The following is a 23,290-nucleotide window of genomic DNA, read 5'->3' on the forward strand; positions in this document are numbered from 1 at the left end:
CATAGCCCCTGCTTGGAATGACGCGCTTTCGTTGAGTGGAGACCTGGGATCTTACAGCTTGGTCGAGTGACCATCGTTGAAGATCAGGTATTCGATGTTGCTGATCTGGGTCACCTGGCCATTGCTGAAGTTGATGTCCAGGGAACCGTCCTTGCCCGCGGCAATGCCGGTCACATCGGTCGAGGCGTGATCCAGGAAGGTCAGCGAGTCCTTGCTGCCGGCACCGCCGTCGACGGTGTCACTGCTGGTGGCATTGGACAGGTAGAAATAGTCCTGGCCGGAGCCGCCGACCATCGAGGCCGTGCCGGTGGCAGAGCCGACGAAGGACGAACCATCGTTGCCGCCGATCAGCGTCTGATGCCCCGAACCGGCGATCAGCGCATCGTGGCCGGCGCCGCCATGCAGCGTGTCGGCACCAGCACCGCCGTAAAGCGAGTCGTTGCCGTCACCGCCGTCAAGCGAGGTCGCATGCGACGCATCGCTGCCCGAGTAGAGCACGTCGTTGCCGCTGCCGCCGTATTCGGCAACGGTGGCCTTGCCACCGACCAGCAGGTCGCTGCCGGCACCGCCGTACAGCGTGTCGACACCCGCACCGCCATAGAGCGAGTCGCCGCCGTCACCGCCATCGAGCGAGGTCGCGTGCGATGCATCGCTGCCCGAGTACAGCACGTCCTTGCCGCTGCCGCCGTATTCGGCAACGGTCTCCTTGCCGCCGACCAGCAGGTCGTTGCCGGCGCCGCCGTACATCGTGTCGGTACCCGCACCGCCATACAGCGAGTCGTTGCCGTCGCCGCCGTCCAGGATCGTGCCGTGCGATGCATCGGAGTGCGAGTAGATCGCGTCGTTGCCGCTGCCACCATATTCACCGACAGTCGCGGCAGCGCCGATCAGCAGGTCGTTGCCGTCACCGCCATCCAGCGTGTCGGTACCGATATTGGCAGGGTTATACCCGGCACCGGCAATCAGCGTGTCGTCGCCCGCACCGCCGTCGAGCAATGTCCCGAGCATATAGCCGGCGCCCGAATAGAGAATGTCGTTACCGCTGCCACCGTACTCCGCAGCAGTGCTGACGCCGCCATTCATGGAGTCGTCGCCGGCGCCGCCATACAGCGTGTCGGCAGCGGCACTTGCACCGCCATAAATCGTGTCGTTGCCGTCACCGCCCGACAACATCGAGCCTTGACCCGCAAACAGGTCCGCATAGAGCACGTCGTCGCCGGCGCCGCCGTAGAGCTGACAGCTGTATACGCCTGCGATCAGCGTGTCATTGCCCGTGCCGCCGTCGAGAATCTCGTTGCCGTAACCCGCGCTCAACCAGTCGTCACCGGCGCCGCCATACAGGCGATCATCACCCCAGCCACCGAACAGCAGGTCGTTGCCGCTACCGCCGTCCAGCGTGTTGATTTTGTCCGGTCTGTCCAGCGAGCTGCCGGACAGCAGAGTATCGTCGCCGCTGCCGCCATGCAGATCCGACCAGCTACTGCCCCAAAGCCAGTCGTTGCCGGCCCCTCCGTAAATCTGGCTGTGACCCACGCCGCCACCGTACACCGTGTCGTTGCCGGCGCCGGAAAGCACCGTCGTGCCGCGGTTGTTATTGATGGTGATATCGTCGTTGCCGTCGCTGGTCGCGACGATCACCGGGGCGGCGCCGTTCACGGTCAGCGTCACGTCGCTCTTGGTGGCTTCGATGATCGCCTTCAGCTTGGCGTCAAGCTTGATCGTATTGTTGGCGTTGGTTTCGATCAGAACGATGGCGTCCGGATCCGGGTTGCTGATGCCAGCCCCCTCCTGCACCGGGATCGCCGCGCCGTCATCCGGGCTGGTGTAACCGATCCCCGCGCTGATCAGATAGTCGAGAATCTGTTGCCGGGCTGCGTGATCGATCGTGGAACTGATCGCAGCCTTGAGCTGCGTCTGGTTCAAGTTTTGCGTCACCATCGATGTAGCCCCTGCTTGAACGCGCTACATAATCGCTAAGCAAATACTCAAACTATCGCGATGACTGACAATTGGAGCAGGCGGCAACACCGCAATATTATCAGATAACATTTCGAAACACTACCTGTAATCGCAAAAAAGCGCCGCCTCAACCTTGGGTTGAGGCGGCGCCTTCGCTTAGTGCAGACCTAGTCGTACAGACCTGGGATCCTACAGCTTGGTCGAGTGACCATCGTTGAAGATCAGGTATTCGATGTTGCTGATCTGGGTCACCTGGCCATTGCTGAAGTTGACGTCGAAAGAACCGTCCTTGCCAGCGCTGATGTCGGTCACGTCGGTCGAGGCGTGATCGAGGAAGGTCAGGGAGTCCTTGTTGCCGGCACCACCGTCGATGGTGTCGCTGCTGTTGAGGTTGTTCAGGTAGAAGTAGTCCTGACCGGAGCCGCCGACCATCGAGGCCGTACCGGTGTCGGAGCCGACGAACGAGTCATTGCCGTTGCCGCCAATGAGCGTCTGGTTGCCCGAACCGGCGACCAGCGTATCGCTGCCGTTGCCGCCATACAGCGTGTCATTGCCGGCACCGCCGTAGAGCGAGTCGTTGCCGTTGCCGCCGTAGAGCGCCGTCGCGTGCGACGCATCGCTGCCGGAGTACAGGATGTCGTTACCGTTGCCGCCATACTCGGCAACAGTGCCGGTGCCGCCAACCAGCAGGTCGTTGCCGGCGCCGCCATACAGCGTGTCCGCACCCGCACCGCCATACAGCGAGTCGTTGCCCTGACCGCCCTGCAGGACCGAGCCGTGCGACGCATCCGAGTTCGAGTAGAGCGCGTCGTTGCCGGTGCCGCCGGAGAGCAGATTGTTGCCCGTACCGCCAACCAGCACGTCGTTGCCGCTACCGCCCACCAGATCGGAGGAGGTACCGCCGTAGAGCGTGTCGTCGCCGGAGCCGCCGAGAAGCGTGTCGGCGCCGGTGCCGACCAGCAGGTCGTTGCCCGAGCCGCCGTCCAGCGTGCTGTGACCGGAGGCGTTGTCGATCAGCACGTCATTGCCCGCGCCGCCGCTGAGCGAGTCGTGACCCGCACCACCGAAGATCGTGTCGTTGCCGGCGCCGGCGAGAACGGTCGTATCGCCGGTGTTGTTGATGAAGACCTGATCGTTGCCGGAGCCGGTCGCGACCAGCACCGGGGTGCTGCCGTTCACCGACAGGGTCACGTCCTGGTTGGTGGCTTCAATGATCGCCTTCAGGTTGGCGTCAGTGTTAACAGTGTTATTGGCGTTGGTCTCGATGAGAACATTGGCCGCCGGATCGGGGTTGGAAATCCCGGCCCCCACCTGCACCGGAATCTCGGTGCCGTCGTCCGGCTTGGTGTAGCCGACCCCGGCGTTGATCAGATAGTCAAGAATCTGTTGCTGGGTCGCGTGATCGATCGTGGAGTTGATCGCATGTTTGAGGTCGGTTTGGTCTAGATTGTAAGTCGCCATCGATGTAGCCCCTGCTTGGGATACGAGGATTCAAGCCGCTCGCCCACACCTAAGCTGTTGATTCACAACTGGTTTGTTGCGATGCAACCCAAATGTGGACACACGTTACGAACTTGTTAAGTCCATTGTTAAGACCGCAATGCCGGAGTGTCAATCAGCAATGTGCTATTAACTCCTGGTTCCACGTGATTTATGTGAGACTTAGCACCATTTCGAATGCGATATAACATTCAACGCGCGCGCCTCACAAATGTTAGACGCGGCGCAAAAAAGGGTAGTGATTATACGGGGTTTCGTCGGGTCCCGTGATGGCGTCGGAGTGCCGGATTTCGCAGGCGTTGCGCGTGCTTCGACGTGATTTTCTGATCTGAAAAAATATTTCTGCGCCGCATGAGAGCATTTCCAAAAAAGCGTCAAACTTCACAACCGCCCGGCGGCCCGGCATGTGTTACGGCGGGTCCTGGTTGCAGGCGATGGGCCCCAGGCGGGCGAAAATCCGGGAATCAATCGCAGAATCGGGGCCATTCAACCGCCCCGGCCAAGCCCTGCGGCGGCGCCGGATCGGACGCATCATAACAAATTAACACAAGATTTGCCGCAATTTGTTAGTGGCGGAAAGCCGCGAGACCGACCGCGCTCACAAGCGCAGCCGCCATCCGCGGCGATCATCCGGCGGCGGCGCGCGCGTAGATCGCCTCGAGCAGCCGGCGGTTCTCGTCCGGCCCATAGAGTTCGAGATAGGCAGCCCGTGCGGCCCGTCCCCACGTTGCGGCAAGGTCCGCGGCACCGAGCAGGTCAACGATCCGGCTTCGGAGCGCGGCGGCGTCGCCCGGCGGCACCAGCGCGCCGGTCTTGCCGGCGGTCACCACCTCGGCAAGTCCGCCGATCTCGGACGCGATCACCGGCGTGCCCTGCGCGAAGGCTTCGACCACGACCATCGGAAATCCCTCGTACCATAGCGACGGCACGACCAATGCCTGGGCATTCGCCATTTCCCGAAGCACCTCTGTGCGCGAGAGCCCGCCGAGGAACCTGACATTGCCGGGCGCCCGCGCCTCGAACCCACCGCGCTCCGGCCCCTCGCCCACGATCCGCAATGGCATGCCGGTCCCGGCAACGGCCTCGAGCAACACGTCGACGCCCTTCTCGCGGCTCAGCCGTCCAACGTAGAGCAGCCCGGCGCGCGGCGCAGCCGGATCAGGCGCCCCCGGATCGGCCATGAAGTTCGGCTTCACGTCGATCCGGTCTGCGTCGAAGCCGGCCTGCGCGAACAGGGTTCGGGCAAACTGCGTCAGCGCAATCAGACGCAGACCGGGACGGGTCCAGGTGCCGCGGCGCTGGTGCTGCGCGATCATGTAGGCCGAGGCCAGCGAGCCCGGCAGCGATCCGCGATAGCAGCGGTGCGCAACCCCCCAGAAATGGCCGCGGTCCAGGCATTTGTGGCAGATGCGGCCGTCGCGCAGCAGCATGCCGCCGGTGCAGATGGTGCGATAATTGTGCAGCGTCACCACCGCGGGCACGCGCTTCCGCCGGCACAGATCGAACACGGCGGGCGAGAACAGCGGGAAAAAATTGTGCACGTGCACGACGTCAGGACGAAAGCGGTCGATCGCCTCCGCCATCACCCGCTTTCCCTCGGCATTGTCGGCGATCGACAGCGTGGTCGCGATACGCGCGGCGAGCGGATTGATCGCCGCGTTGCTGACGGTGAGCGCTTCAACGCTGTGTCCGGCGCCGCGCAGCAGGTCGAGTTCCGCTTCGAAGACGACGTCCTCGCCGCCGCGTCCCTGATACCTGTTGTGCGCGACCAGGATCTTCATGACCGGCGCGCCGGGTCTGAAAACCAGCGCAGCTCCGTCACCAGGCGTTGGCCGGCGGCGAGCGTACCCGAGCCGATCAGCGTCGTTGCCGGCACCTTGAGATCGAAGGACGGCGAATACCAGCCGGCCGGCATGGTCTCGTCGCCGTGATACGACGTCCAGCTCAGCGCTGCCGGCAGCTCGAGCTCGCCGCGCCCACCCGGCCATACGAGCTGCGCCGTGCGCCCTTCGAGCCTGCATTCGACCTCGGGACCGAGATGCCAGCTGAGACGCGTCGGCACGGCAAGCCCTTCACCGGCAAGCACAATATCTGACACGACGAGCCGTGCCGCCTGACGCTGCAATTGCACCGCGCGGCGATGCACGAGGCCGGCTTCGTCCTGATATCCCGTGTGCTCGGCGACCCAGCTCGCGTCCGCATCACGATCATCCAGGCCGCTTGTTTCGATCAGCCGGCTCTGCGCATGGCGCGTCCAGAGAAACGGCCCGCCGGACACCGATTGGTCGCGCGCGAACAGGCAGAGCGTGTTGTGCGCCAGCGTGGAGCGGAAATAGGCGCGCCATCGCGGGTCGCCGTGGTAGCAATAGGTGCCGGGGTCAGCGAGGATATCGACCCCGCCGATCCTGCATTCGATCGACAACGCATCCGCATGGGCATGCGCCGCGATACGACCGAAGCCGTGCGGACCATGATCGCAGCGGCACCACACTGCTCGGTCGGCATCGACGAGGAAGGTCTGCCCGGCCTCATCAAGCAGATATGGACGACGCTCCGGCCGCGCGGCCATCGCGCGCGGCTTGATGCCGTCGGTCAGCACGAACGTGCGCAGATCAGCCTCCGGCAATGCCGGCCACCATGGCCGGTCGCCGAACAGGCGCGCGCCGGTGGCGAGCAGGCCGAGCCAGCGATTGGCGGCGTGATCGTCGAGCAACAGGCCGATGCCGTCGTCGCCATCGCCCTGGCGCGGCGGATGCGCGCGATCGTCCAGGACAGCGGCAATGACGTCGCTCATGCGGCACATCGTGCTCCAGACCGCATCGTCGAGCGGATGTCCGGACTCTTCGCCCTGCACCGCTGCGGCGAGCAGGAGTTCGAGGACAAAGCCGTGATAGTCGGTCGCGAGTTCGCCGTTGCTGCCGCAGGCGAGCGTTTGCGCGACGGCTTCGTGGGCAAGCATGCTGGCGGATTGCTCGCGCCATCGCGCGCTGTCGCGAAAAAACGGAAACACGCACGCCGCCACGAATTGCCCGGCAGCCTCCGCGATGACGTGGTTGTTGGCGGAGGAACCACGGCTCGGGAATTGCGACAACCAGTATTGATGCGCATAGAGCTGCGTCACGAACAGCTCATTGTCCTCGAACAGCGCAGGCGCGCCGGGCCAGCTCTGCAGCAGCTGGCGCGCCCAGGCCCAGGAGATCAGCCGCACGCCGAGTTCGATGCCGCTGATCCAGTGCGGGCCGCGCGGGAACGGATTGTCGCGCCACCAGCTCGTCAGGTGCCCGGCCACGCGCCGGGCGTAGCGCTCGTCGGCGGTCAGGTAGTACGCGGCCGCGAGCACGGTGAGATGGTGGTGACGTGACGGCTCCCAGATGTATTTGATGTTCCCGACCGCGGCTTCATCGCGATAGGGAACCGCAAACGCATACACATCAGCGGGCGCCCGCTTGCCGCTGCGGACATCAACAAACCAGTCAGGTCGTTCGCCAAGCGCCCCATGATCTCGGGCAAAGATCCGCCAGTGGCCGGCAAGGATCTGGTCGGCGCTCTGGATCAGCCGCTCGGCGGCCTGTCGCGGCGCGTTGGCCGGCAATGGCAACGGCTTCAGGTGCGGCTGCCGGGGACCAGCAGCGAGGCTGGCATGAGCGCGCCGCGCGATATCGGGCGGAGTGGCGCGCCAAAGCAGGCGCAGCAGCTGGTCGTTCACCCGTCCGGCAAGCTCGGACGGCTCCATGCGCTGCAGCCGGCGCAGATACCAGGCCGGATTCATCTCAAGGCAGTCGAGGCGCGCGCGACGCCCTGCTCTGCTGCACCCGGCGTCAGATCGACCGGCATACCGGCGGCCGCACTCTCCTGCACGGCGAGCGTTGCGCGGGTGGTCGCAAGCAGCGAATCCAGCGCGATCGGCATCGCGCCCCCCGCTGCGACCGCCGCAACGAAGACATCCAGCATCGGCCGCTGGCCCTTGTCGAGCCGCCCTGCCTTCGCCGTGCGCCGTCCGGCGTGCCAGACCTCGAAGCCGGAAAAATTGTCGAACGCGGCAAAGCCTGTGCTTGCGGATATTTCGAGCGCTTCCTTCGGCACCCGCGGATCGCCGCCGGTGAGATAGCTGAGGCTCGCGACCGAACCGTCGGCGAAGTCGAAGGTGGCGAGGAGATTGTCGACATCCTTGCCTGCGGTGCTCGCGGAGACGCGCACCGGCGCGGCGCCGAGCCACCAGGCCAACACGTCGATGAAATGGCCGCCTTCACCGGCGAAGCGGCTGCCTTCGCTCTCGGCCTGCAGATACCAGGACGACTTCTCCAGCGGGCCGGCGATGACGCGATATTGCAGCGTCTGCGGCCCTGCCGGTGCGAACGCCGCGCGCATGCCCTGCAGTAGCGGCGAGAAGCGGCGGTTGAAGCCGACCATCAGCCGGTTGTTGCCGGTGTCCCGGATCACCTGCGCCACTTGATCGAGCGAGCCTGTATCGATCGCCAGCGGCTTTTCGACAAACACCGCCTTGCCGGCACGCAGCGCTCGCGCCGCGAGGTCGGCATGGGAGGCGTGGCGCGTCGCGATCAGCACGGCATCGATGTCGTCGGCCTCGATCACCGAGGCCGCATCCGTCGAGGCGCGCGCGAAGCCGAACTTGCGCACCGCGGTGGCGCCGCTCAGGCCGGTATTGGTGGCGACCTCGACGAGATCGACGCGTTCGTGATTTGCAAGCTGCGGCAGCAACATGCTGGAGGCATAATTGCCGGCGCCGATGACGCCGAGCCGCACCCGGCCGCTGCGCATGGCTACGGCCGGACGGTAGGTCATCTGCATCGTGCGAGGCGCCGCCTCAGGGTAGGCGAACACCATGCCGAGGCCGACCTCGCCCCGGCTCATGCGCTCGAATGCCGACGTTGCCTGCTCCAGCGGCACCGTCTCGGAAATCAGCGAGGAGAAATCGAGCCGCCCGTCGGCGAGCAGCGCGACGATGGCTTCCATGTTGCGCTTCTCGGTCCAGCGCACATGGCCTATCGGATAGTCGATGCCGCCCTCCTCGTAGAGCGGGTCGTAGCGGCCGGGGCCGTAGGAGCGTGAGAAGCGGACGTCGAGCTCCTTGTCGTAGAACTCGTTCCACGGCAGGTTCAGCGTGCATTTGCCGATATCGACAATGCGGCCGCGGTCGCGCAGCAACGCGGCCGAACGCGATGCCAGATCAGGATCGTCGCTGCCCGCCGTGATGAACACGCAATCGACACCGTTTCCTGCCGTCAACTGATCGATCCGCGCGCGAAACCCGGCCGCGGCATCATCAGATGCGACGGCGCAGACCGCGGCGCCCGCGGCCTCCGCTTGACGACAGCGCGTCTCCAGCCTGTCGAGCCCCACAACCACGACACCGGCGCTGCGCAGCAGGCGCACCATGATCTGCCCGATCAGGCCGAGGCCGATCACACAAGCCGTCTCACCGAAACGGATCTCCGACTGACGCATCGCCTGCAAAGCGATCGAGGCGATCGTGGTGAATGCGGCCTGGTCGAGCGCCGCGCTGTCCGGCAGCGGCACGCAGAGGTTCACCGGCACCCAATTGTATTCAGCGTGGGTTGCATATTGATTGCCGCCGCAGCAGACCCGCTGTCCGACCGAGAAGCCGCCGACGCCCTCACCCACCTCCACGACGGTGCCCGACAGCGAGTAGCCGAGCGGCGTGTAGGAATCGAGCCGGTTCATCACCTTCTGGTAGGTCGCGAGCAATCCCTGCTGGCGGACCGAACGCGCCACCTTGGCGACCTGGTCGGGCCGCGCACGCGCCTTGCCGATCAGCGACAGGCGACCTTCGGTGAACTTCATCATCTCGGTGCCGGTCGAAACCGCCGAGAACGCCGTGCGCACAAGGACGCCGCCGGGGCGGCAGCGCGGCGCCGGCACATCGATCAGCTTGAGCTCGCCGCTCTTATAGTTTTGCGCGATCTGCTTCACGTTAGGTCAATCGCCTCAAGTTAACAGCGCCCCTTGTATCGCGCCCGCCGCCCGCGATGAAGACCGGAACATCGTCATAGTTATCGCATCGCCCCGGGATTTAACATCGTTATCATTCGAGCAACAGAACCGGCTTCGGCGAGATCTCGACCTCACCATTGGCGATGGCTCCTTCGCCGCCGTCGAGGCCCTGGTAGCGGCTGAAATGCGGGTCGACCCGGTCAACAGCGCGGCCCTTGGTGGTCCACAGGATCAAGCCGTTGCGGCCATCCGGCATGCGAAGCTCGACGCGCCAGGTCGACGGCGACGTCCTGCCGGCAGCGACGACGCTCGCGCCGACCAGCCATGACTGGACCGTGCGATACGCAATTCCGCTCGGAAGCAGTCCGCGCGCGGGATCCCATAGTTTTCCAAAGTCGCTGCCGCCGCCGGCGAACTCGTACCAGTAGAACCGGTCGACGCCGCTGATCCATTTCAGGATGTAGGCGCGCGCCAGGCACCCATCCGGGTTGTCCTCGTAGGACGACCAGCCGGCCTCGGTGTCCCAGATCGGCCGTGCGGAAAGACCGCGCGCGGCAAGGATCCGCTTGAAGCGCGCAATGATGCCGATCACCGCTTCGGGTTCGCTCGTGTAGCCATGGAAGGCGAACACGTCGGCATATTGTCCGCCGCCTTGCGCCATGAAGGCCTGTTGCCAGCGATACCCATCCGGCGTGCCGTTGGACGGCGGCGTCAGCACGGTCAGCGCGGGATCGCTGGCCTTGATGATCTCGTAKGCCSGCTTCTGCWTCTGGACCATGGTCGCGATATCGCCCGAGTAATATTTGGGATCCTCGGGTTCGTTCCAGATTTCCCAGTATTTGATGCGGCCGGCAGCGCGCGCAACCGCCGCGCGCACCCATTCATCCCATGACGCCAGATCGGCCGGCGGCGAGCTCGCGCCGGGCGTGAACGCCGGTGGCGCATCCTTCACCGACGCGGCCCATCTCGGCGTGTAGGCGAGATTGAGAACGATCTCGACGTGCTCACGCTCCGCCGCCGCTAGGATGGCGTCGAACCGCGCCCAGTTGTAGATGCCCGGCGCGGGGTTGATCTGCGCCCAGTAGATCGCGCCCCACAGCCGAACGCCGTCGAATTTGAGCTCTGGCCAGGGTTGTGACTGCCCGATCGCGTTGATCGTCATGCCGAACAGCGTCGGCGGGATCACCGCGTTCACGCGGCTCGCATTGAGCGCATCGTTTGACGTCGCACCAGCCCACTGCAGCGGCCATTTGTAGGCCAGCGGCACGAACGCGCTCAAAACCAGCGCAATCAAGACCCTTTGGCCCCAATCCCTCACTCTGCCTGCCATGTCCCTGTCTCGTCGCCGTCACATCGGTGCCGGGATTGCATAATGGAAGCCGCGCATGTTAATGCCGATGTTAGTCGGATTGTGATGTTGTTAGGTCAATGGTATAGATCATCGCAGATGTCGAGAGCTGAACCATCACCGCGGCGGATCCTGATCATCGTCGAGAACCTTCCGGTTCCTTTCGATCGCAGGGTGTGGTGCGAAGCAACGTCGCTGCGCAAGGCGGGCTACGAAGTTTCCGTGATCTGTCCGAAGGGACGCGGTCATAACGAATCCTACGAATGCCTCGAGGGCATTCACATTTATCGCCATCCGATGCCGGTGGAGGCGCGCGGGATCGCCGCCTATCTGATCGAATATCCGGTCGCGCTGTTCTGGGAAACGTGGCTTGCGATGAAAGTCGCGTGGAAGCACGGCTTCGACGTGATCCAGGGCTGCAATCCGCCCGACCTGATCTTCCTGATCGGTCTCCTGTTCAAGCTCGGCGGCAAGCGCTTCGTGTTCGATCATCACGACGTCAATCCCGAGCTCTATGAAGCCAAATTCGGCCGCAAGGACATTTTCTGGCATCTGCTGCGGCTGGTCGAGTATCTCACCTTCAAGACCGCAAGCATCTCGATCGCGACCAACGAGTCCTATCGCGAGATCGCGATCGCGCGCGGCCGCATGCCGACCAATCGCGTCTTCGTGGTGCGCTCCGGCCCCAATCTCGACCGCGTGCGCTCGCGTCCGGCCGATCCGGCCTGGCGCCGTGGCCGGCGCTACAGCGTCGGCTATGTCGGCGTGATCGGCCAGTCGGAGGGCATCGATCTCCTGCTGCAGTCGATCGGCCACATCGTCCACGATCTCGGACGCACCGACATCCAGTTCAACATCGCCGGCACCGGCCCGGAATGGAATGCCGTCGTCAAGCTGTGCGAGGAGATGCGGCTCTCCGACTATGTGAACTTCACCGGCGCTGTCGCCGATGACGCCCTGTTCACGATGCTCTCGACCGCCGATGTTTGTGTCAATCCGGACCGCGTCACGCCGATGAACGACATCTCCACCATGAACAAGATCATGGAGTACATGGCGCTCGGACGGCCGATCGTGCAGTTCGACGTGCGCGAAGGCCGGCGCTCCGCGCTCGACGCCTCGCTCTATGCGGCGAAGAACGACCCGAAGGATTTCGCCAGCAAGATCATTACGTTGATCGATGATCCGGCGCTGCGTCAGACGATGGGCGCCTTTGGCCGCAGCCGCGTCGAGCGCGCATTGTCCTGGACCCATGAGGAGCCGAAGCTGCTCGCCGCGTATGAGGCGCTGTTCGCGAGAAAGCTCCCCTCGCAGAGCCGCGTGAACGCCACCGCCGAGCGGCCAGCCTCGCAGTCCTCCGGCATCAACGCCAATGCGGCCGCCGGGCGGGCATCGCGTTGAACACCCTGCCGCCTCACTCTCGTCAAGCGCGACGCGGCTGCGGCCGCGCGCACGTTCCTGGATTGTTGAAGGTCGAAGCATGAACGTCAGCATTTTCGGCCTCGGCTACGTCGGAACGGTGTGCGCGGCCTGCTTCACCGAGCTCGGCCACCAGATCATCGGCGTCGACAAGAGCGTCGCGAAGGTCGACCTGATCCGCGAAGGCCGATCGCCGGTCATCGAGCCCGGCATCTCGGACAAGGTGGCGCGCGCGGTGGCAACGGGCCAGCTGACCGCGACCACCGACGCCACCGAGGCGATCGTCAACAGCGACATATCGATGGTCTGCGTCGGCACGCCGTCATCAGGTAATGGCAACCTCGACCTGACCGCGATCCGGCAGGTCGCGATCGAGATCGGCCGCGGGCTGCGCGCGAAGAACGCGCCGCATACCGTGACGATCCGCTCCACCGTGCTGCCCGGCACCACCCGCGGCACCGTCGGGCCGCTGATCGAGGAAGCCTCCGGCAACAGGATCGGACGCGATTTCGACCTCGCCTTCAATCCCGAATTCCTGCGCGAAGGCTCAGCGATTGCGGACTTCAACGCGCCGTCCAAGACCGTGGTCGGCGCCTTCAACCAGGAAACCGCCGACCGCGTCATGGCGCTCTACAAGGATCTGCCCGGCGCCAAGATCACCCCGCCGGTCGAGACCGCGGAACTCGCCAAGTATGTCGACAACAGCTGGCATGCGCTGAAGGTCTCCTTCGCCAACGAGATCGGCACCATCGCGAAGACGCTCGGCATCGACGGCCGCGACGTCATGAACATCTTCATGCAGGATACGCGGCTCAACATCTCGCCGGCCTATTTGCGGCCCGGTTTTGCCTTCGGCGGCTCGTGCCTGCCGAAGGACGTCAAGGCGCTCAAGCACCTCGCGCATAGCCGTGGACTGTCGACGCCGGTGCTGGAAAGCATCCTGCCGAGCAACGACATGATCATGTCGCGCGGCGCCGACTGGATCCTGTCGCATGACGGCCGCCGCATCGCCTTCCTCGGCATCAGCTTCAAGGCCGGCACCGACGATGTCCGCGAAAGCCCGTTCGTTGAGCTGGTCAAGAGCTTGCGCGGCGAGCAGCGCGAGATCCGGATCTACGACCCCAATGTGCAGCTGTCGCAACTGATCGGCGCCAACCGGGACTTCATGATGCGCAACCCGGAGCTGGTCGGCCTGCTGCATGACGATGTGACGGCGACGATCGAATGGGCCGACATCATCGTGCTGACGACGGCCGATCCGCGTTTCGTTACGGCGCTGACGGCAACCCGCCCCGACCAGATCGTGCTCGAACTGTCGGATATCGGACTGCCCGATGAAGTCAGCGCCAGAGTGAGCGGCTTCCACTGGTAGGGATGACCATGGCCGTCATGGCCGAGACCCGCGACCGACCCGAAATCCGCTTCCACGACGAGATTTCGTCGGAGTGGGAGACGCTGCATCGGAGCCGCACCTTCAAGGCGCGCACGGCCGCGATGTTCGGCCTGCTCGGCAACGCGGACCTCAGCGGGCAGCGCTGGCTGGATGCAGGTTGCGGCACCGGAACGCTCTCCCGCCTGCTCGCCGCACGCGGCTGCGACGTGACCGGCGTCGACGCCTCGTCGGAGATGATCGTGACTGCACGCAGCGGCCTTGCCGACAGTCTGCTGGCCGAACGGCTCACATTCCAGCAGATCCCGACCATCGCAAACCTGCCATTTGCCGATCGATCCTTCGACGGCGTGCTGTGCGCCAGCGTGCTGGAATATGTCCCCGACGTGGCGCAATGCCTCGCCCAGATCCATCGCGTGCTCAGCCCCGGCGGCCTGTTGCTGGTCTCGATCCCCAACCGCGGATCACTGCTGCGCCAGGGTTACAAGCTCGCCCATGCGGCCTCTTCGCGCCTGTCGGCGCGGCCGCTGTTCCGCTACCTCGCCTTCTCCAAATTCGACGCCTCGCCGGCCACGATGCAGGGCCTGCTGCGGCAACATGGCTTCACGATGCTGGGCACGAGCTTCGCCGGCTCTCCGCTGCCGCCGGCGCTCGATCGCCGGCCTGCGCTGGGCACGCTGATCAATATCCTCGCGCGGCGCGGCGATTGACGCGGCAGGCCAATGCCGGCCTCAGGCCTTGATCGCCATCAGCGATTTGGTCATGCCGAGATAGCGTTCGCGATAGATTTTCGCGTCCGGAAACGTCTCCGTCATCTCGCCCCAGTCGAACAGATGCCAGTCGGGCGCAGTCCGCTTGAACCAGAAGCGGTTGAAGACCTCGATCAGTGAGATTTGCAGCCGCCTCGGCAACAGCACGATGATGCCGGGCAGCCAGGTATGGCTCTCGATCGGGAAGTAGCGGTACGGCGTCTGCACGTAGAAGGACTTCGCGACCCGCGCGATCTCGCTTGCAAAGCGGTTCTGGTGCTCGCGCGCGATACTGTGGAACGCCGCGTCGCTGTCGATCGTCACGACGTCCTGCTTCGGCCCGGTGACATGCTCGATCACCGATGAGCAGAAGCAGAAGTCGAACGCCTGATCGTCGAACGGCAGACGCTCGGTTTCCTGCAGCAGCACCGTCTTGAACCCGAAGCGCTCGCGCGCGGCCTTCAGATCGTCGGCCGAGATGTCGCAGACCGTGATGTCGGCATGGCGCGGCAGGATCGCGCGGATGTGCCGGCCGGTGCCGCCGCCCAGATCGAGGATTTTTGCATTCAGCGGCAGGTTCACGGTGCGGACGAGGAACTCGCCGCGCCGCTGGCGTGCCGCACTGGAAAATCGGGCCTGGATGGCGCCCAGCACTGTCAGTCTCCTGCTACCGGTCCGTTCGACCTAGCACGGCGCGCACAATCCTTCACGCAACCTTGCATCGATTTACTCACTTGATCGCCTCGAAGAAGATCGACTCGTCCGGCCGGTTGTCGAGCCGGTCGATGTCGGGACAGACGCCCTCGCGAAAGGCCCGTGTATGGGTCTCTGAACACCCCGCGTCGCGGAACAACGTTGCGAGCGAGGCACGGGTGAAGCCCCAATGATGCGCGAAGGCGGCCTCCTTGCGGCGCTCGATCTCGAACACGCCCCTGAGGAAGGCGTGCGGCGCGGCGGGATCATAGAGCGCGACGATCCGCTCCATGTCGGGGACGGCGATGCGGCACACCCCACCGGGCGCCAGCACCCGCGCGATCTCGCGCGCCAGCCGCTCGACCTCGTCGGGAAACAGATGCTCGAACACATGCGCACTGAACACCGCCGAAAGGCTGCCATCCGCGAACGGCAGCGGCCTGGTCAGGTCCATGTGGCGGAGCCCGGCAAACCTGCCCTGGCGATGCTCGGCATAGCGGGCATCGCTCAAGAGGCCGGCGAGATGCAACGCCTTTGCCGCGAACGGCACCCGCGCAATCCACAAATGCATCGTGATGTCGGTATTGATCCAGCCTTCGATGCCGCAATTGAAGGCCCCGATATGCAGCCGCTGGAGCTGAGAGCCGCGCGCGTCGGTCATGTCCGCTCCCGCACCGAATTGGTCAGCACAACTGTGATCACCGACGCCGCGCTGGAGGCGACCATCGCCGCGACCGCGCCGGTCACCTGCCAGGCCGGCGCCGCGAACGGCAGGACGCAGCACAGCGCAACGAGGCCGGCGATCCGGCTCAGCATGAACCGCTGCGGCTTGCCGGTCGCAAACAGCGGCAGCGCGAGGCCGAGCCACACCGCGTCGAGCGCCATCGCAGCGCCCATCAGAGCGGGGCTGCCGCTGCCGATCTCATAGGTCCGACCGTGGATGACAAGCGCGAGAATGCGCTGGCCGAGCAGCACGACCGCAGCACCATAGGCTGCCGCGATCGAGCCGAGCAGCAGGGCGTTTTCGCGCGCGGCGGCGGCGACTGCGTCGCGCCGGCCGGCGCGCAGCTCGGCGGCGATTTCCGGCAGGCGGACCGAGAACATCGTCGCGCAGAATTGGCTCAGCGGTGCAAACACCAGCAGCAGGATCCGCAGCGAGGCGCTCGCGTCCAGCCCGATCAGCAGCCCGCACACCGGGATCAGCCCGATGCTGCCGATCCAGTAGGTGAGCGAGGTGGCGACGAACCAGCGGCCGTTCCGGAACAGCCGCCGCAGCGAGCCGCGGAAGATCCTGGCTTGCGGCCACGCCAGCTCGCGCGTGTGGGCCAGCAGCAGGCTCGCGGCTATCGCCGCCGAGATCGCGATGCAGGCCATCGCCGCCGCGGCGCCCGCGAGCTTGAGGGCGATCATCAGTCCGGCCGAGGCGACAAGCGCCACGCAATAAGTCAGCGAGGACGCCACCGCGCGCGGCAGCCGCCCGTCGAGATAGCAGATGCGGCGGAACATGCTCTGCAGCCGAACCGCCGGGATCGCGAGCCCGGTTGCGATCACGAGCCCACCGGCGTCCCCGCCGACGGCCGCGATCACAAGGCCCGCGATCACCAGCAGCAGGCCAAGCGCGGCCGAAATGAGCAGCGACGACAGATAGAGACCAAGCCGCAATTGCGGCCACAGCGATCTCGGGATGCGATGCGCGGTCGCCGGCAGGCCGTCGTCGAACAGGCCGCGCAGGAACACCGCCTCGATCAGGATCGAGAACGACCAGGCGACGCTGAACCGGCCGAACGAATTGATGTCGAGCACATTGGCGAGCACGATCGTCAGCACGAAGGCGGAGCCGCTGAGCAGCGCCTGGTCGATCAGGCCGAGCGCGACATTGCCCCCGGCGCGCCGCAGCCGGCGGAGCATTCCGCTCACGGCCCCGGCGAGCCCCGTCTGGGCCGCCACACGATCCAACCTGTCGGTCAACGCACTCACGCCTCACTCACACGCAGTCTGGTGAACGCCCGCCGCGGCGCCGCTTGCAGCCTGGCCTCCGGGCCGAAATAGCACCAGAACACCAGCACGCAGCCGAAATAATTGTGCAGCAGCTGGCTCGAGTCGTTGGCGGACGCGATCGCCACGAACAGCAACATCGCAAACGGCGCCAGCCAGTACATCCCTCGCCGCTCGAACGTGAAGACGATGGTGTTCCACAGCGCGCGCGCCAGCAGCAGGATATAGAGCGCGCCGCCGAGCAGACCGAACTGGAGAAAGGCGTCGAGATAGGAATTCTCGAACGAGCCGAACTCGGTATTCCAGGGCGCCATGCTGGTCAGCTCATTCGCAGGCGAGTTCGGCAGCTCGTTGAAGAACCCCGAGAAACCGTAGCCGAGCCAGGGATGTTGCCAGAAGAAGTACGGCCAGACCGACCACAGGAACGAGCGCCCGGTCAGGTTTCCGCTGCGGCCGACCAATCCATACAACTCGTCGCTCGGCACGGCGAACACCACGAGCGCGACAAAGGCGAGGCCGAGCCAGTAGATCGCGGCAGCGCCCCTGTGCCCGAGCACCACCAGCAGCAGCCCGAAGGTCACGGCAAGCGCCGTCAGCATGCTGATCAGCGGTCCCGCTGCGCCGGCCGCCGCGAGCGCAAACAGATGACATCCCATCAGCAGCACAGACCAGCCGACTTGCTTGCGCGGCCCCGCCAGCATGCGAACAAAGCAGATCAGCACCATCAGCCCGAAGAAGGCACCCGCCAGGTTCTTGTGGCCGAACACGCCGGCATAGGCCTGGGTGCCGAGCACCGTCGGCCGGTGCAGCGGGTCGTAGTCCCATTGCGAGCCGATCACCGGAAACAGCAGGACGTGAACGATCAGCACCACGATTCCAATCCGGAACAGGGTGTCGATGAGACGATCAACGGGACAGCTGATCACGACCCACGCCGAGAACATCGTGGTCAGCAGATACATCGCGAACTTGATCGAGGAGCCGGCGGGGTCGGCACTCAATGCCAGCGACACGCCCGCGAAGGCGATGAACGTCAGATAGAGATGCGATTGCAGCATCAGCAGGCCGAAGCGCTTCCGATCGACCGCAATGTGCAGCATCAGCAGGATGTAGAGCAGCAGCCACGCGGCGCGGAACAGCGTGGACTCGCCGGCCCGTTCGGCGAACGAGATCCCCTCGATGAAATTGAACAGGAAATAGATGCAGCCGAGCACCATCACCAGATAGGCGTGCAGGAAGACATCAGTGCGCAGCCACCATTTGCCGATCATGGCACCGCTTCCTGCCGGGCCGGCGCCGACATGAGATGATCGACCGCAGCCGTGAAGCGTGCCGCGGCGTCGTCAAGCGCATCGCTTGGTACACTGTGCCGGGCCTGCAGCGACATCGCCTGCCAGCGCGCGGGATCCTCGAGCAGGCCGCGCGCCGCGTCGACCCAGATCTGTTCATCGAGCGCGCAAACATGGCCATTCTCATGGTCGCGCACCAACTCGCCGCCTGCCCCGACATGGGGCGACACCAGGCAGGGCACTCCGCATTGCAGGGCCTCGTTGCACACCAGCCCCCACGGCTCCAGCAGCGAGGGCAATAGCAGCAGCCGCGATTGCAGGTAGACCTGCGAGATCGCCTGCCACGGCACATAGCTGTCGTGGCTGACCTCGATGCCGGCCTCTCCAAGCCGCGCCAGCATGCGCTGCTCGGCGGCACCCGCCCCGACCACGCGCACCTTCAGGCCAGGCACGATCCGGCCAAGCGCGATGGCCGCGTTCTCGAAGAAGATCGCGTTCTTGGCGTCATCGTTGATGCGGGCGCACCAGAGCAGGTGAAACGGACGATCGTGGAATGCAGGCATCGACGGCGGCGGATCCCATGCCGGCACCAGCGGCACCACGAACAGGTCGTCGTCGCGAACGCCCTGATCTCGGAAGTAGTCCCTGCCCTTGTCGCTACAGCACACGACCGCGTCGCACTGGCGCAGCAGCCATGGCCGCGCCAGCCGATGGTAGGCGGTATCGGGCATCGTCTCGCGCCAGCCGTCGATCGTCAGCGCAAGCGCCTTGCCGTTGGCGCGCGCCCATGCCGCGCCGGCCAGCATCGAGGGGTAAAGCCCGTTGACGAACAGCAGATCAGGCGCGAGCGCGTTCAAGGCGCGGCCGATCCCGATATTGAGATGGGTGTGACGCGACCGCGACAGCGGGATCGAGACGCCCGGCACCGTGCGCGTCGTGTAGCGCGGCGCGAACGAGCCGGCCCAGAAGCGATCGGCCTCCTGCGCCGTGCAGGACAGCACGGCGAGATCCAGCCCACGGTCAACCAGCTCATTGTAGAGCCGGTTGGTGTAGGGTGTGATCATGTTGTTGAAGACGACCACGCGCGGCGCCATGGCTCATCGGTCCCGCGGCGGCGGCGCCTCGTCGCGCCGGCAGAGCGCCCCGCAATGATAGGTCGCAAGCCGGGTCGCGAACGCCGGGCCGACCGACAGCAGCGACTTCCGCACGATGCTCTTCGCGAGCCCCTTCAGATGCGAAGAATGGAATGCGTGCACCGGCAGGCTGTGGTCCCAGGTGCCGAAGCCCGCGACCTGGAGCCCCGCGGTCTCCAGCACCAGGCGGAAGGTATCGGGCGTGTAGAAATTGATGTGGCCGATGTCGAGCGTCGATTGCAACGCCCGGCGATTGGTTCGCGCGTGCAGCTCGCACGGCACCTCGACATAGATGAAGCTTCGCGCCACCCGGGCGAGCTCGCGCAGGAATGCGCGCGGTTCGGGCACGTGCTCAAGCACGTGGCTGGCATAGACGAGGTCGAACGATCCGTCGGCGAACGGGATCGTCGCACCATCATAGCTGGACCAGTGGAACGGAGCCGTCGCGGCGCCGTCGGTCTCCAGATTGGTCGCGGGATCGATGACGTCGATGCCGGTGAAGTCGCGGCCGATCCCGATCGCCGACAGCCGTGCCAGCACCGCGCCGGTGCCGCAGCCGACCTCGAGCACATTGCCGATCCCGGCGGCGGAGGCACCGAGCAGGCCGGCGATATGGTCGGCCTTGTCGACCGCGCAGACGCGGCGCCAGCCGCGCTCCTGCGCCGAATAGACGCCCTCGTAATGCGCGTTGTGCTGTCCGACGCTGAATTCCATCGTCATGGCCTGGCCCTCGCCTCGGGCGGCATTCGGGGAAACTCGTCGAAGCGGTCGTTCGATTTGCGCTCCAGATTGCGTCGCTCAGCCGGCGAGCGGCGATCGAGGTCGTATCCGATGTCGGCCATGGTCCGGGTCAGGATGTCGACGTTCCGCTGCGGAACGGCAGCAAGGCCGGCCAGCAGCCTGTCCCGGTGCGCCCAGCCCGGTCCCTTCAGGAGATCGATCGCCTCGGTGTACAGCTCGGTCTTTATGAGACGCGCGAACTCGGCAACGACCTCGGCGGAAAGGTCGGGCGGCAGGGCATCGAACATTGCGAGCGCCATGGCGCTGCGCTTGACGACAATCCAGCCCTCATTCGGTCCGAGCCGGTACGACATCCGCAGCAGGTCGAAATTGCCGTCGCTCAGGCCCTGCCTGGTGTTGCGAAGCCAGAACAGCACGAGCCAGAGGTAGGGATCGGACGGCGCGCAGCCGAGCGACTTGCGGACAGAAGCGTCGAGCTCGCCCATCCGGGCGTCGACCTGATCGCCGGATGCGAGCGCATTTTCGGCAAGGCGCAGCCGGATCACCGCCGCGCTGCGATCGATCGCCGGCATGCAATCCGATCGCGCCGCGGCGCGCGCCAGCAGCGGCGCGAGGTCGCCGAGCTCGGCGTCGCTGACCGGGACGTTGCGCAGGATCAGGTCGCTGGCGCCACCGAGCCGGGTCTGGTCGACAAAGTCAGGCAAGCTGGTCGCACCCCATGCGACCGACGAGCCCGCGACCGCGGCCAGGAAGCCGCGCGCAAGCCAGGCGGCGGCGCGCCGGGGCATTCCACCGCGCATCTCACTCGGTGTAGCCATATCGCCCATAATGCGAGTTGTAATAGTAGTTCTTGCCGCCATAGCCGCTATAGCGGCTCATCGCGGCAATATCGGCCTTGTTGAGCACGACGCCGAGCAGGTTCTCGTTGACCGCACGCGCGCTGCGCAGCGCGCGCTCGACCACCTGCACCTGGGTCTTGCCCCACTCCACGATGAAGACGAAGGAATCGACGAAGTGCGCGGTGATGCGCACATCGACCACCGGCGTCAGCGGCGGGAAATCGACGATCACATAATCATACTGGCTGCGGGCGCCATCGATGAAATCCTTCATCTGGTCGGAGGCCAGCACATCGTGTGAATGCGCGATGCGCGAGCGCGTGGCGCCGGGCAGGAAGGCAAGGCCGGTCTCGGGATCGCGCCACAGCGTGTCCTGCAAGGTCGCATTGTTCGACAACACGTCGAGAATGCCGCGCTCCGCATTCGCTGCGACCTTGCGGCTCAGCGAGGGATTGCGCAGGTCGCAATCGACCAGCAGCACCCGCGCCCCGCTTTGGGCGACCAGTTGCGCGAACACGAAAGCCAGCGTCGACTTGCCCTCGTTGGGCAGCGCCGAGGTCAGGCCGAGGATCTTCGACGGCTTGGTGACGTTGAGGTCGGCATTGACCTTGATCGAGCGGATCGCTTCCGAGAACCGCGAGAACGGCGAATCGATCGCCGCCCACAGCACCGGCTCGTCGCCGCGCCGGATGGTGCGCGGGCCGACCGGCAGATTGGGACGACCGGCGACCGGCGCCTTGAGCTGGCTCGGCGAGACCCGCGGGACGATCGCGACGCAATCGGCGTCGAGGATGGTCTCGACCATCTCAGCCGTGCGGAACACCCGGTCATAGAGGTCGCGCAACACGCCGAGCCCAAGCCCCGCGATCAATCCGCCGAGCGCCGAGAGCGCGAGCACGACGAAGGTCTGCGGGTGGCTCTTGCCGAGCGGACGCGAGGCACGGGTGATCACCCGCGCCTCGCTGACCGGGAAGGACTGCTGCTGCACGTTTTCCATGTAGCGCTGCAGGAAGTTGTCATAGAGCGAGCGATAGGTCTGAGCCGAGCTCTCGAGCTCGCGCAGCGTGACCTGCGCCTGGTTGGTCGACTGCGACTGCGACACCGAGTCGTTGACGGCGCGCTCGATCTCGGTCTGGCGCTGCAGGGCGATCGCATAGTCGCTCTTGTAGCTTTCGGCGAGCCGCTTCAGCTCATCCATGATCGACGACTGGATCTCGCGCATCTGGTTGCGCAGATTGACGGCGGCCAGGTGGTTGTAGCCGTAGCGCGACGACCAGTCGGCCTCGCGGTTGGCGAGCTCGAGATATTGCGAGCGCAGCTTGGTGATGACCTGGTTATTCAGGGAATCGGCGACCGCCGCATCGGGGACGCCGCCTTTCACCACCGCGTCGATGCGGTCGAGCTTGGCCTTGGCGTCGGTGACCTGCGACTTCACATGGACGAGCTGCGTGTTGAGCTCGCCGAGCTGCTGCTCGTTGAGCAGCTTGCCGCTCGAGGTGACGATGTTGTTGGTCTTCTTGTAGTCGAGCACGGCGCGCTCGGCATTGGATGCCTGCGTGCGCAGCTCCTGGATGCGGTCCTGCAGCCAGACGCTGGCGCGGCGCGTCGCCTGATACTTGGAATCGAGCTGGTCGACGATGTAGGCGTCGGCGACGGCGTTGGCGATCTGCGCCGCGCGCTCCGGATCGAGCGAGCGGAAGCTGACCTCGATCACATAGGTCATGCCGCGGCGGCGGACGTCGAGCTGCTTCTGGAAGGTGCGGACCGCGCGCCGTGTCCGGTCGAACTCATTGGGCGGCGCGCTGCCGGCAAACAGGCCGGTCACGAAATCAAGCACCGCTCCCGCCGCGCCGGCCTTGGAGCCGATGAATTCCGGATCCTCGTTGAGCTTGAGCTCGCGAATCACCGCGAGCGCCACATTCTCCGACTTCAGGATTTCGACCTGACTCTCGACCGCGGCGGAATCGACCGGCGCCTCGCTCGCCGGCGATTGCTGCTGGAAGGCCTGGAATTTGCGGGTGTCGATGATCATCGTGGCGAGCGCAGTATAGCTCGGCGCCGCCGTCGCGAGGTAGCAGATGCCGCCGAACAGGCAGAGCCCGGCGGTGCCGAGGATGACCCAATACTGCCGGAGCAGATAGGTGACGAAGGCGTCGAAGGTTTCCGCCAGCGACGGCAATTCGGCCGGACGATTTCTCAGATCGACAGACGGCGAAATCTGGTTGCGCTGAAGCATCTCGTCCTATCGCCGCGCCGGCAGGA

General features: G+C 65.3%; 17 protein-coding genes. 3 read left to right on the plus strand and 14 right to left on the minus strand.

Going from position 1 to position 23,290, the window contains the following annotated elements:
* Positions 1–51: 51 nt before the first annotated feature.
* From BI327_RS18745 to BI327_RS18770, 6 genes are all read right to left on the minus strand, one after another.
* Positions 52–1,938, minus strand: coding sequence for a calcium-binding protein (locus tag BI327_RS18745; RefSeq protein WP_076862294.1), 1,887 nt, complete (start codon positions 1,936–1,938; stop codon positions 52–54).
* Between the two features lie 210 nt (positions 1,939–2,148).
* Positions 2,149–3,420: a calcium-binding protein gene (locus BI327_RS18750; RefSeq protein ID WP_076862295.1), complete on the minus strand. Its 1,272-nt coding sequence runs from the start codon at positions 3,418–3,420 to the stop codon at positions 2,149–2,151.
* 665 nt (positions 3,421–4,085) lie between these two features.
* A complete protein-coding gene (locus BI327_RS18755) occupies positions 4,086–5,240 on the minus strand; it encodes a glycosyltransferase (protein ID WP_143271659.1) in 1,155 nt (384 codons plus the stop codon).
* Positions 5,237–7,228 (minus strand): heparinase II/III domain-containing protein, encoded by a 1,992-nt coding sequence (locus BI327_RS18760; RefSeq protein ID WP_076862297.1) that lies wholly within the window; start codon positions 7,226–7,228, stop codon positions 5,237–5,239. The genes BI327_RS18755 and BI327_RS18760 overlap by 4 nt, the downstream gene beginning before the upstream one ends.
* Positions 7,225–9,411 (minus strand): bi-domain-containing oxidoreductase, encoded by a 2,187-nt coding sequence (locus BI327_RS18765; protein WP_076862298.1) that lies wholly within the window; start codon positions 9,409–9,411, stop codon positions 7,225–7,227. The genes BI327_RS18760 and BI327_RS18765 overlap by 4 nt, the downstream gene beginning before the upstream one ends.
* Positions 9,412–9,523: 112 nt before the next feature.
* The gene (locus tag BI327_RS18770) at positions 9,524–10,762 is read right to left on the minus strand and encodes a glycosyl hydrolase (RefSeq protein ID WP_245334870.1); all 1,239 of its coding nucleotides are present in this window, start codon (positions 10,760–10,762) and stop codon (positions 9,524–9,526) included.
* Between the two features lie 117 nt (positions 10,763–10,879).
* Between BI327_RS18770 and BI327_RS18775 the strand changes: the two genes are divergently transcribed.
* The 3 genes from BI327_RS18775 to BI327_RS18785 all read left to right on the plus strand — a co-directional run bounded on the left by BI327_RS18775 (position 10,880) and on the right by BI327_RS18785 (position 14,299).
* A complete protein-coding gene (locus tag BI327_RS18775; RefSeq protein ID WP_076862300.1) occupies positions 10,880–12,181 on the plus strand; it encodes a glycosyltransferase family 4 protein in 1,302 nt (433 codons plus the stop codon).
* 79 nt (positions 12,182–12,260) lie between these two features.
* Entirely contained in the window at positions 12,261–13,571 is a 1,311-nt protein-coding gene (locus BI327_RS18780) for a nucleotide sugar dehydrogenase (protein ID WP_076862301.1), read from the plus strand.
* Between the two features lie 8 nt (positions 13,572–13,579).
* A complete protein-coding gene (locus BI327_RS18785) occupies positions 13,580–14,299 on the plus strand; it encodes a class I SAM-dependent methyltransferase (RefSeq protein ID WP_076863041.1) in 720 nt (239 codons plus the stop codon).
* A 21-nt stretch (positions 14,300–14,320) separates the two neighbouring features.
* Here BI327_RS18785 and BI327_RS18790 read toward each other — a convergent pair whose 3' ends face one another.
* The 8 genes from BI327_RS18790 to BI327_RS18825 all read right to left on the minus strand — a co-directional run bounded on the left by BI327_RS18790 (position 14,321) and on the right by BI327_RS18825 (position 23,264).
* Positions 14,321–14,992, minus strand: coding sequence for a class I SAM-dependent methyltransferase (locus BI327_RS18790; protein ID WP_076862302.1), 672 nt, complete (start codon positions 14,990–14,992; stop codon positions 14,321–14,323).
* 76 nt (positions 14,993–15,068) lie between these two features.
* A complete protein-coding gene (locus BI327_RS18795; protein WP_076862303.1) occupies positions 15,069–15,692 on the minus strand; it encodes a class I SAM-dependent methyltransferase in 624 nt (207 codons plus the stop codon).
* Positions 15,689–17,008, minus strand: coding sequence for a polysaccharide transporter (locus BI327_RS18800; RefSeq protein ID WP_076862304.1), 1,320 nt, complete (start codon positions 17,006–17,008; stop codon positions 15,689–15,691). Before BI327_RS18800 ends, BI327_RS18795 begins: the two co-directional genes overlap by 4 nt.
* Positions 17,005–18,297 carry an O-antigen ligase family protein gene (locus BI327_RS18805; protein WP_076862305.1) on the minus strand — a complete coding sequence of 431 codons (1,293 nt, stop codon included), beginning with the start codon at positions 18,295–18,297 and terminating at the stop codon, positions 17,005–17,007. Before BI327_RS18805 ends, BI327_RS18800 begins: the two co-directional genes overlap by 4 nt.
* The gene (locus BI327_RS18810) at positions 18,294–19,409 is read right to left on the minus strand and encodes a glycosyltransferase family 4 protein (RefSeq protein ID WP_076862306.1); all 1,116 of its coding nucleotides are present in this window, start codon (positions 19,407–19,409) and stop codon (positions 18,294–18,296) included. The genes BI327_RS18805 and BI327_RS18810 overlap by 4 nt, the downstream gene beginning before the upstream one ends.
* 3 nt (positions 19,410–19,412) lie before the next feature.
* Entirely contained in the window at positions 19,413–20,168 is a 756-nt protein-coding gene (locus BI327_RS18815) for a class I SAM-dependent methyltransferase (RefSeq protein ID WP_076862307.1), read from the minus strand.
* Entirely contained in the window at positions 20,165–20,977 is an 813-nt protein-coding gene (locus BI327_RS18820; protein WP_076863043.1) for a hypothetical protein, read from the minus strand. The genes BI327_RS18815 and BI327_RS18820 overlap by 4 nt, the downstream gene beginning before the upstream one ends.
* A 13-nt stretch (positions 20,978–20,990) precedes the next feature.
* Positions 20,991–23,264: a polysaccharide biosynthesis tyrosine autokinase gene (locus BI327_RS18825; protein WP_076862308.1), complete on the minus strand. Its 2,274-nt coding sequence runs from the start codon at positions 23,262–23,264 to the stop codon at positions 20,991–20,993.
* Positions 23,265–23,290 lie beyond the last annotated feature (26 nt).

This window comes from Bradyrhizobium mercantei, from assembly GCF_001982635.1.
Taxonomy (GTDB): domain Bacteria; phylum Pseudomonadota; class Alphaproteobacteria; order Rhizobiales; family Xanthobacteraceae; genus Bradyrhizobium; species Bradyrhizobium mercantei.

What these genes read in the sequence shown, in the direction of transcription:
- BI327_RS18775 (WP_076862300.1), top strand. Translation starts at nt 10,880, where the DNA reads ATGTCGAGAGCTGAACCATCACCGCGGCGGATCCTGATCATCGTCGAG.
- BI327_RS18820 (WP_076863043.1), bottom strand. Translation starts at nt 20,977, where the DNA reads ATGCCCCGGCGCGCCGCCGCCTGGCTTGCGCGCGGCTTCCTGGCCGCG.
- BI327_RS18755 (WP_143271659.1), bottom strand. Translation starts at nt 5,240, where the DNA reads ATGAAGATCCTGGTCGCGCACAACAGGTATCAGGGACGCGGCGGCGAG.
- BI327_RS18745 (WP_076862294.1), bottom strand. Translation starts at nt 1,938, where the DNA reads ATGGTGACGCAAAACTTGAACCAGACGCAGCTCAAGGCTGCGATCAGT.
- BI327_RS18815 (WP_076862307.1), bottom strand. Translation starts at nt 20,168, where the DNA reads ATGACGATGGAATTCAGCGTCGGACAGCACAACGCGCATTACGAGGGC.
- BI327_RS18795 (WP_076862303.1), bottom strand. Translation starts at nt 15,692, where the DNA reads ATGACCGACGCGCGCGGCTCTCAGCTCCAGCGGCTGCATATCGGGGCC.
- BI327_RS18825 (WP_076862308.1), bottom strand. Translation starts at nt 23,264, where the DNA reads ATGCTTCAGCGCAACCAGATTTCGCCGTCTGTCGATCTGAGAAATCGT.
- BI327_RS18750 (WP_076862295.1), bottom strand. Translation starts at nt 3,420, where the DNA reads ATGGCGACTTACAATCTAGACCAAACCGACCTCAAACATGCGATCAAC.
- BI327_RS18780 (WP_076862301.1), top strand. Translation starts at nt 12,261, where the DNA reads ATGAACGTCAGCATTTTCGGCCTCGGCTACGTCGGAACGGTGTGCGCG.
- BI327_RS18810 (WP_076862306.1), bottom strand. Translation starts at nt 19,409, where the DNA reads ATGGCGCCGCGCGTGGTCGTCTTCAACAACATGATCACACCCTACACC.
- BI327_RS18760 (WP_076862297.1), bottom strand. Translation starts at nt 7,228, where the DNA reads ATGAATCCGGCCTGGTATCTGCGCCGGCTGCAGCGCATGGAGCCGTCC.
- BI327_RS18805 (WP_076862305.1), bottom strand. Translation starts at nt 18,297, where the DNA reads ATGATCGGCAAATGGTGGCTGCGCACTGATGTCTTCCTGCACGCCTAT.
- BI327_RS18785 (WP_076863041.1), top strand. Translation starts at nt 13,580, where the DNA reads ATGGCCGTCATGGCCGAGACCCGCGACCGACCCGAAATCCGCTTCCAC.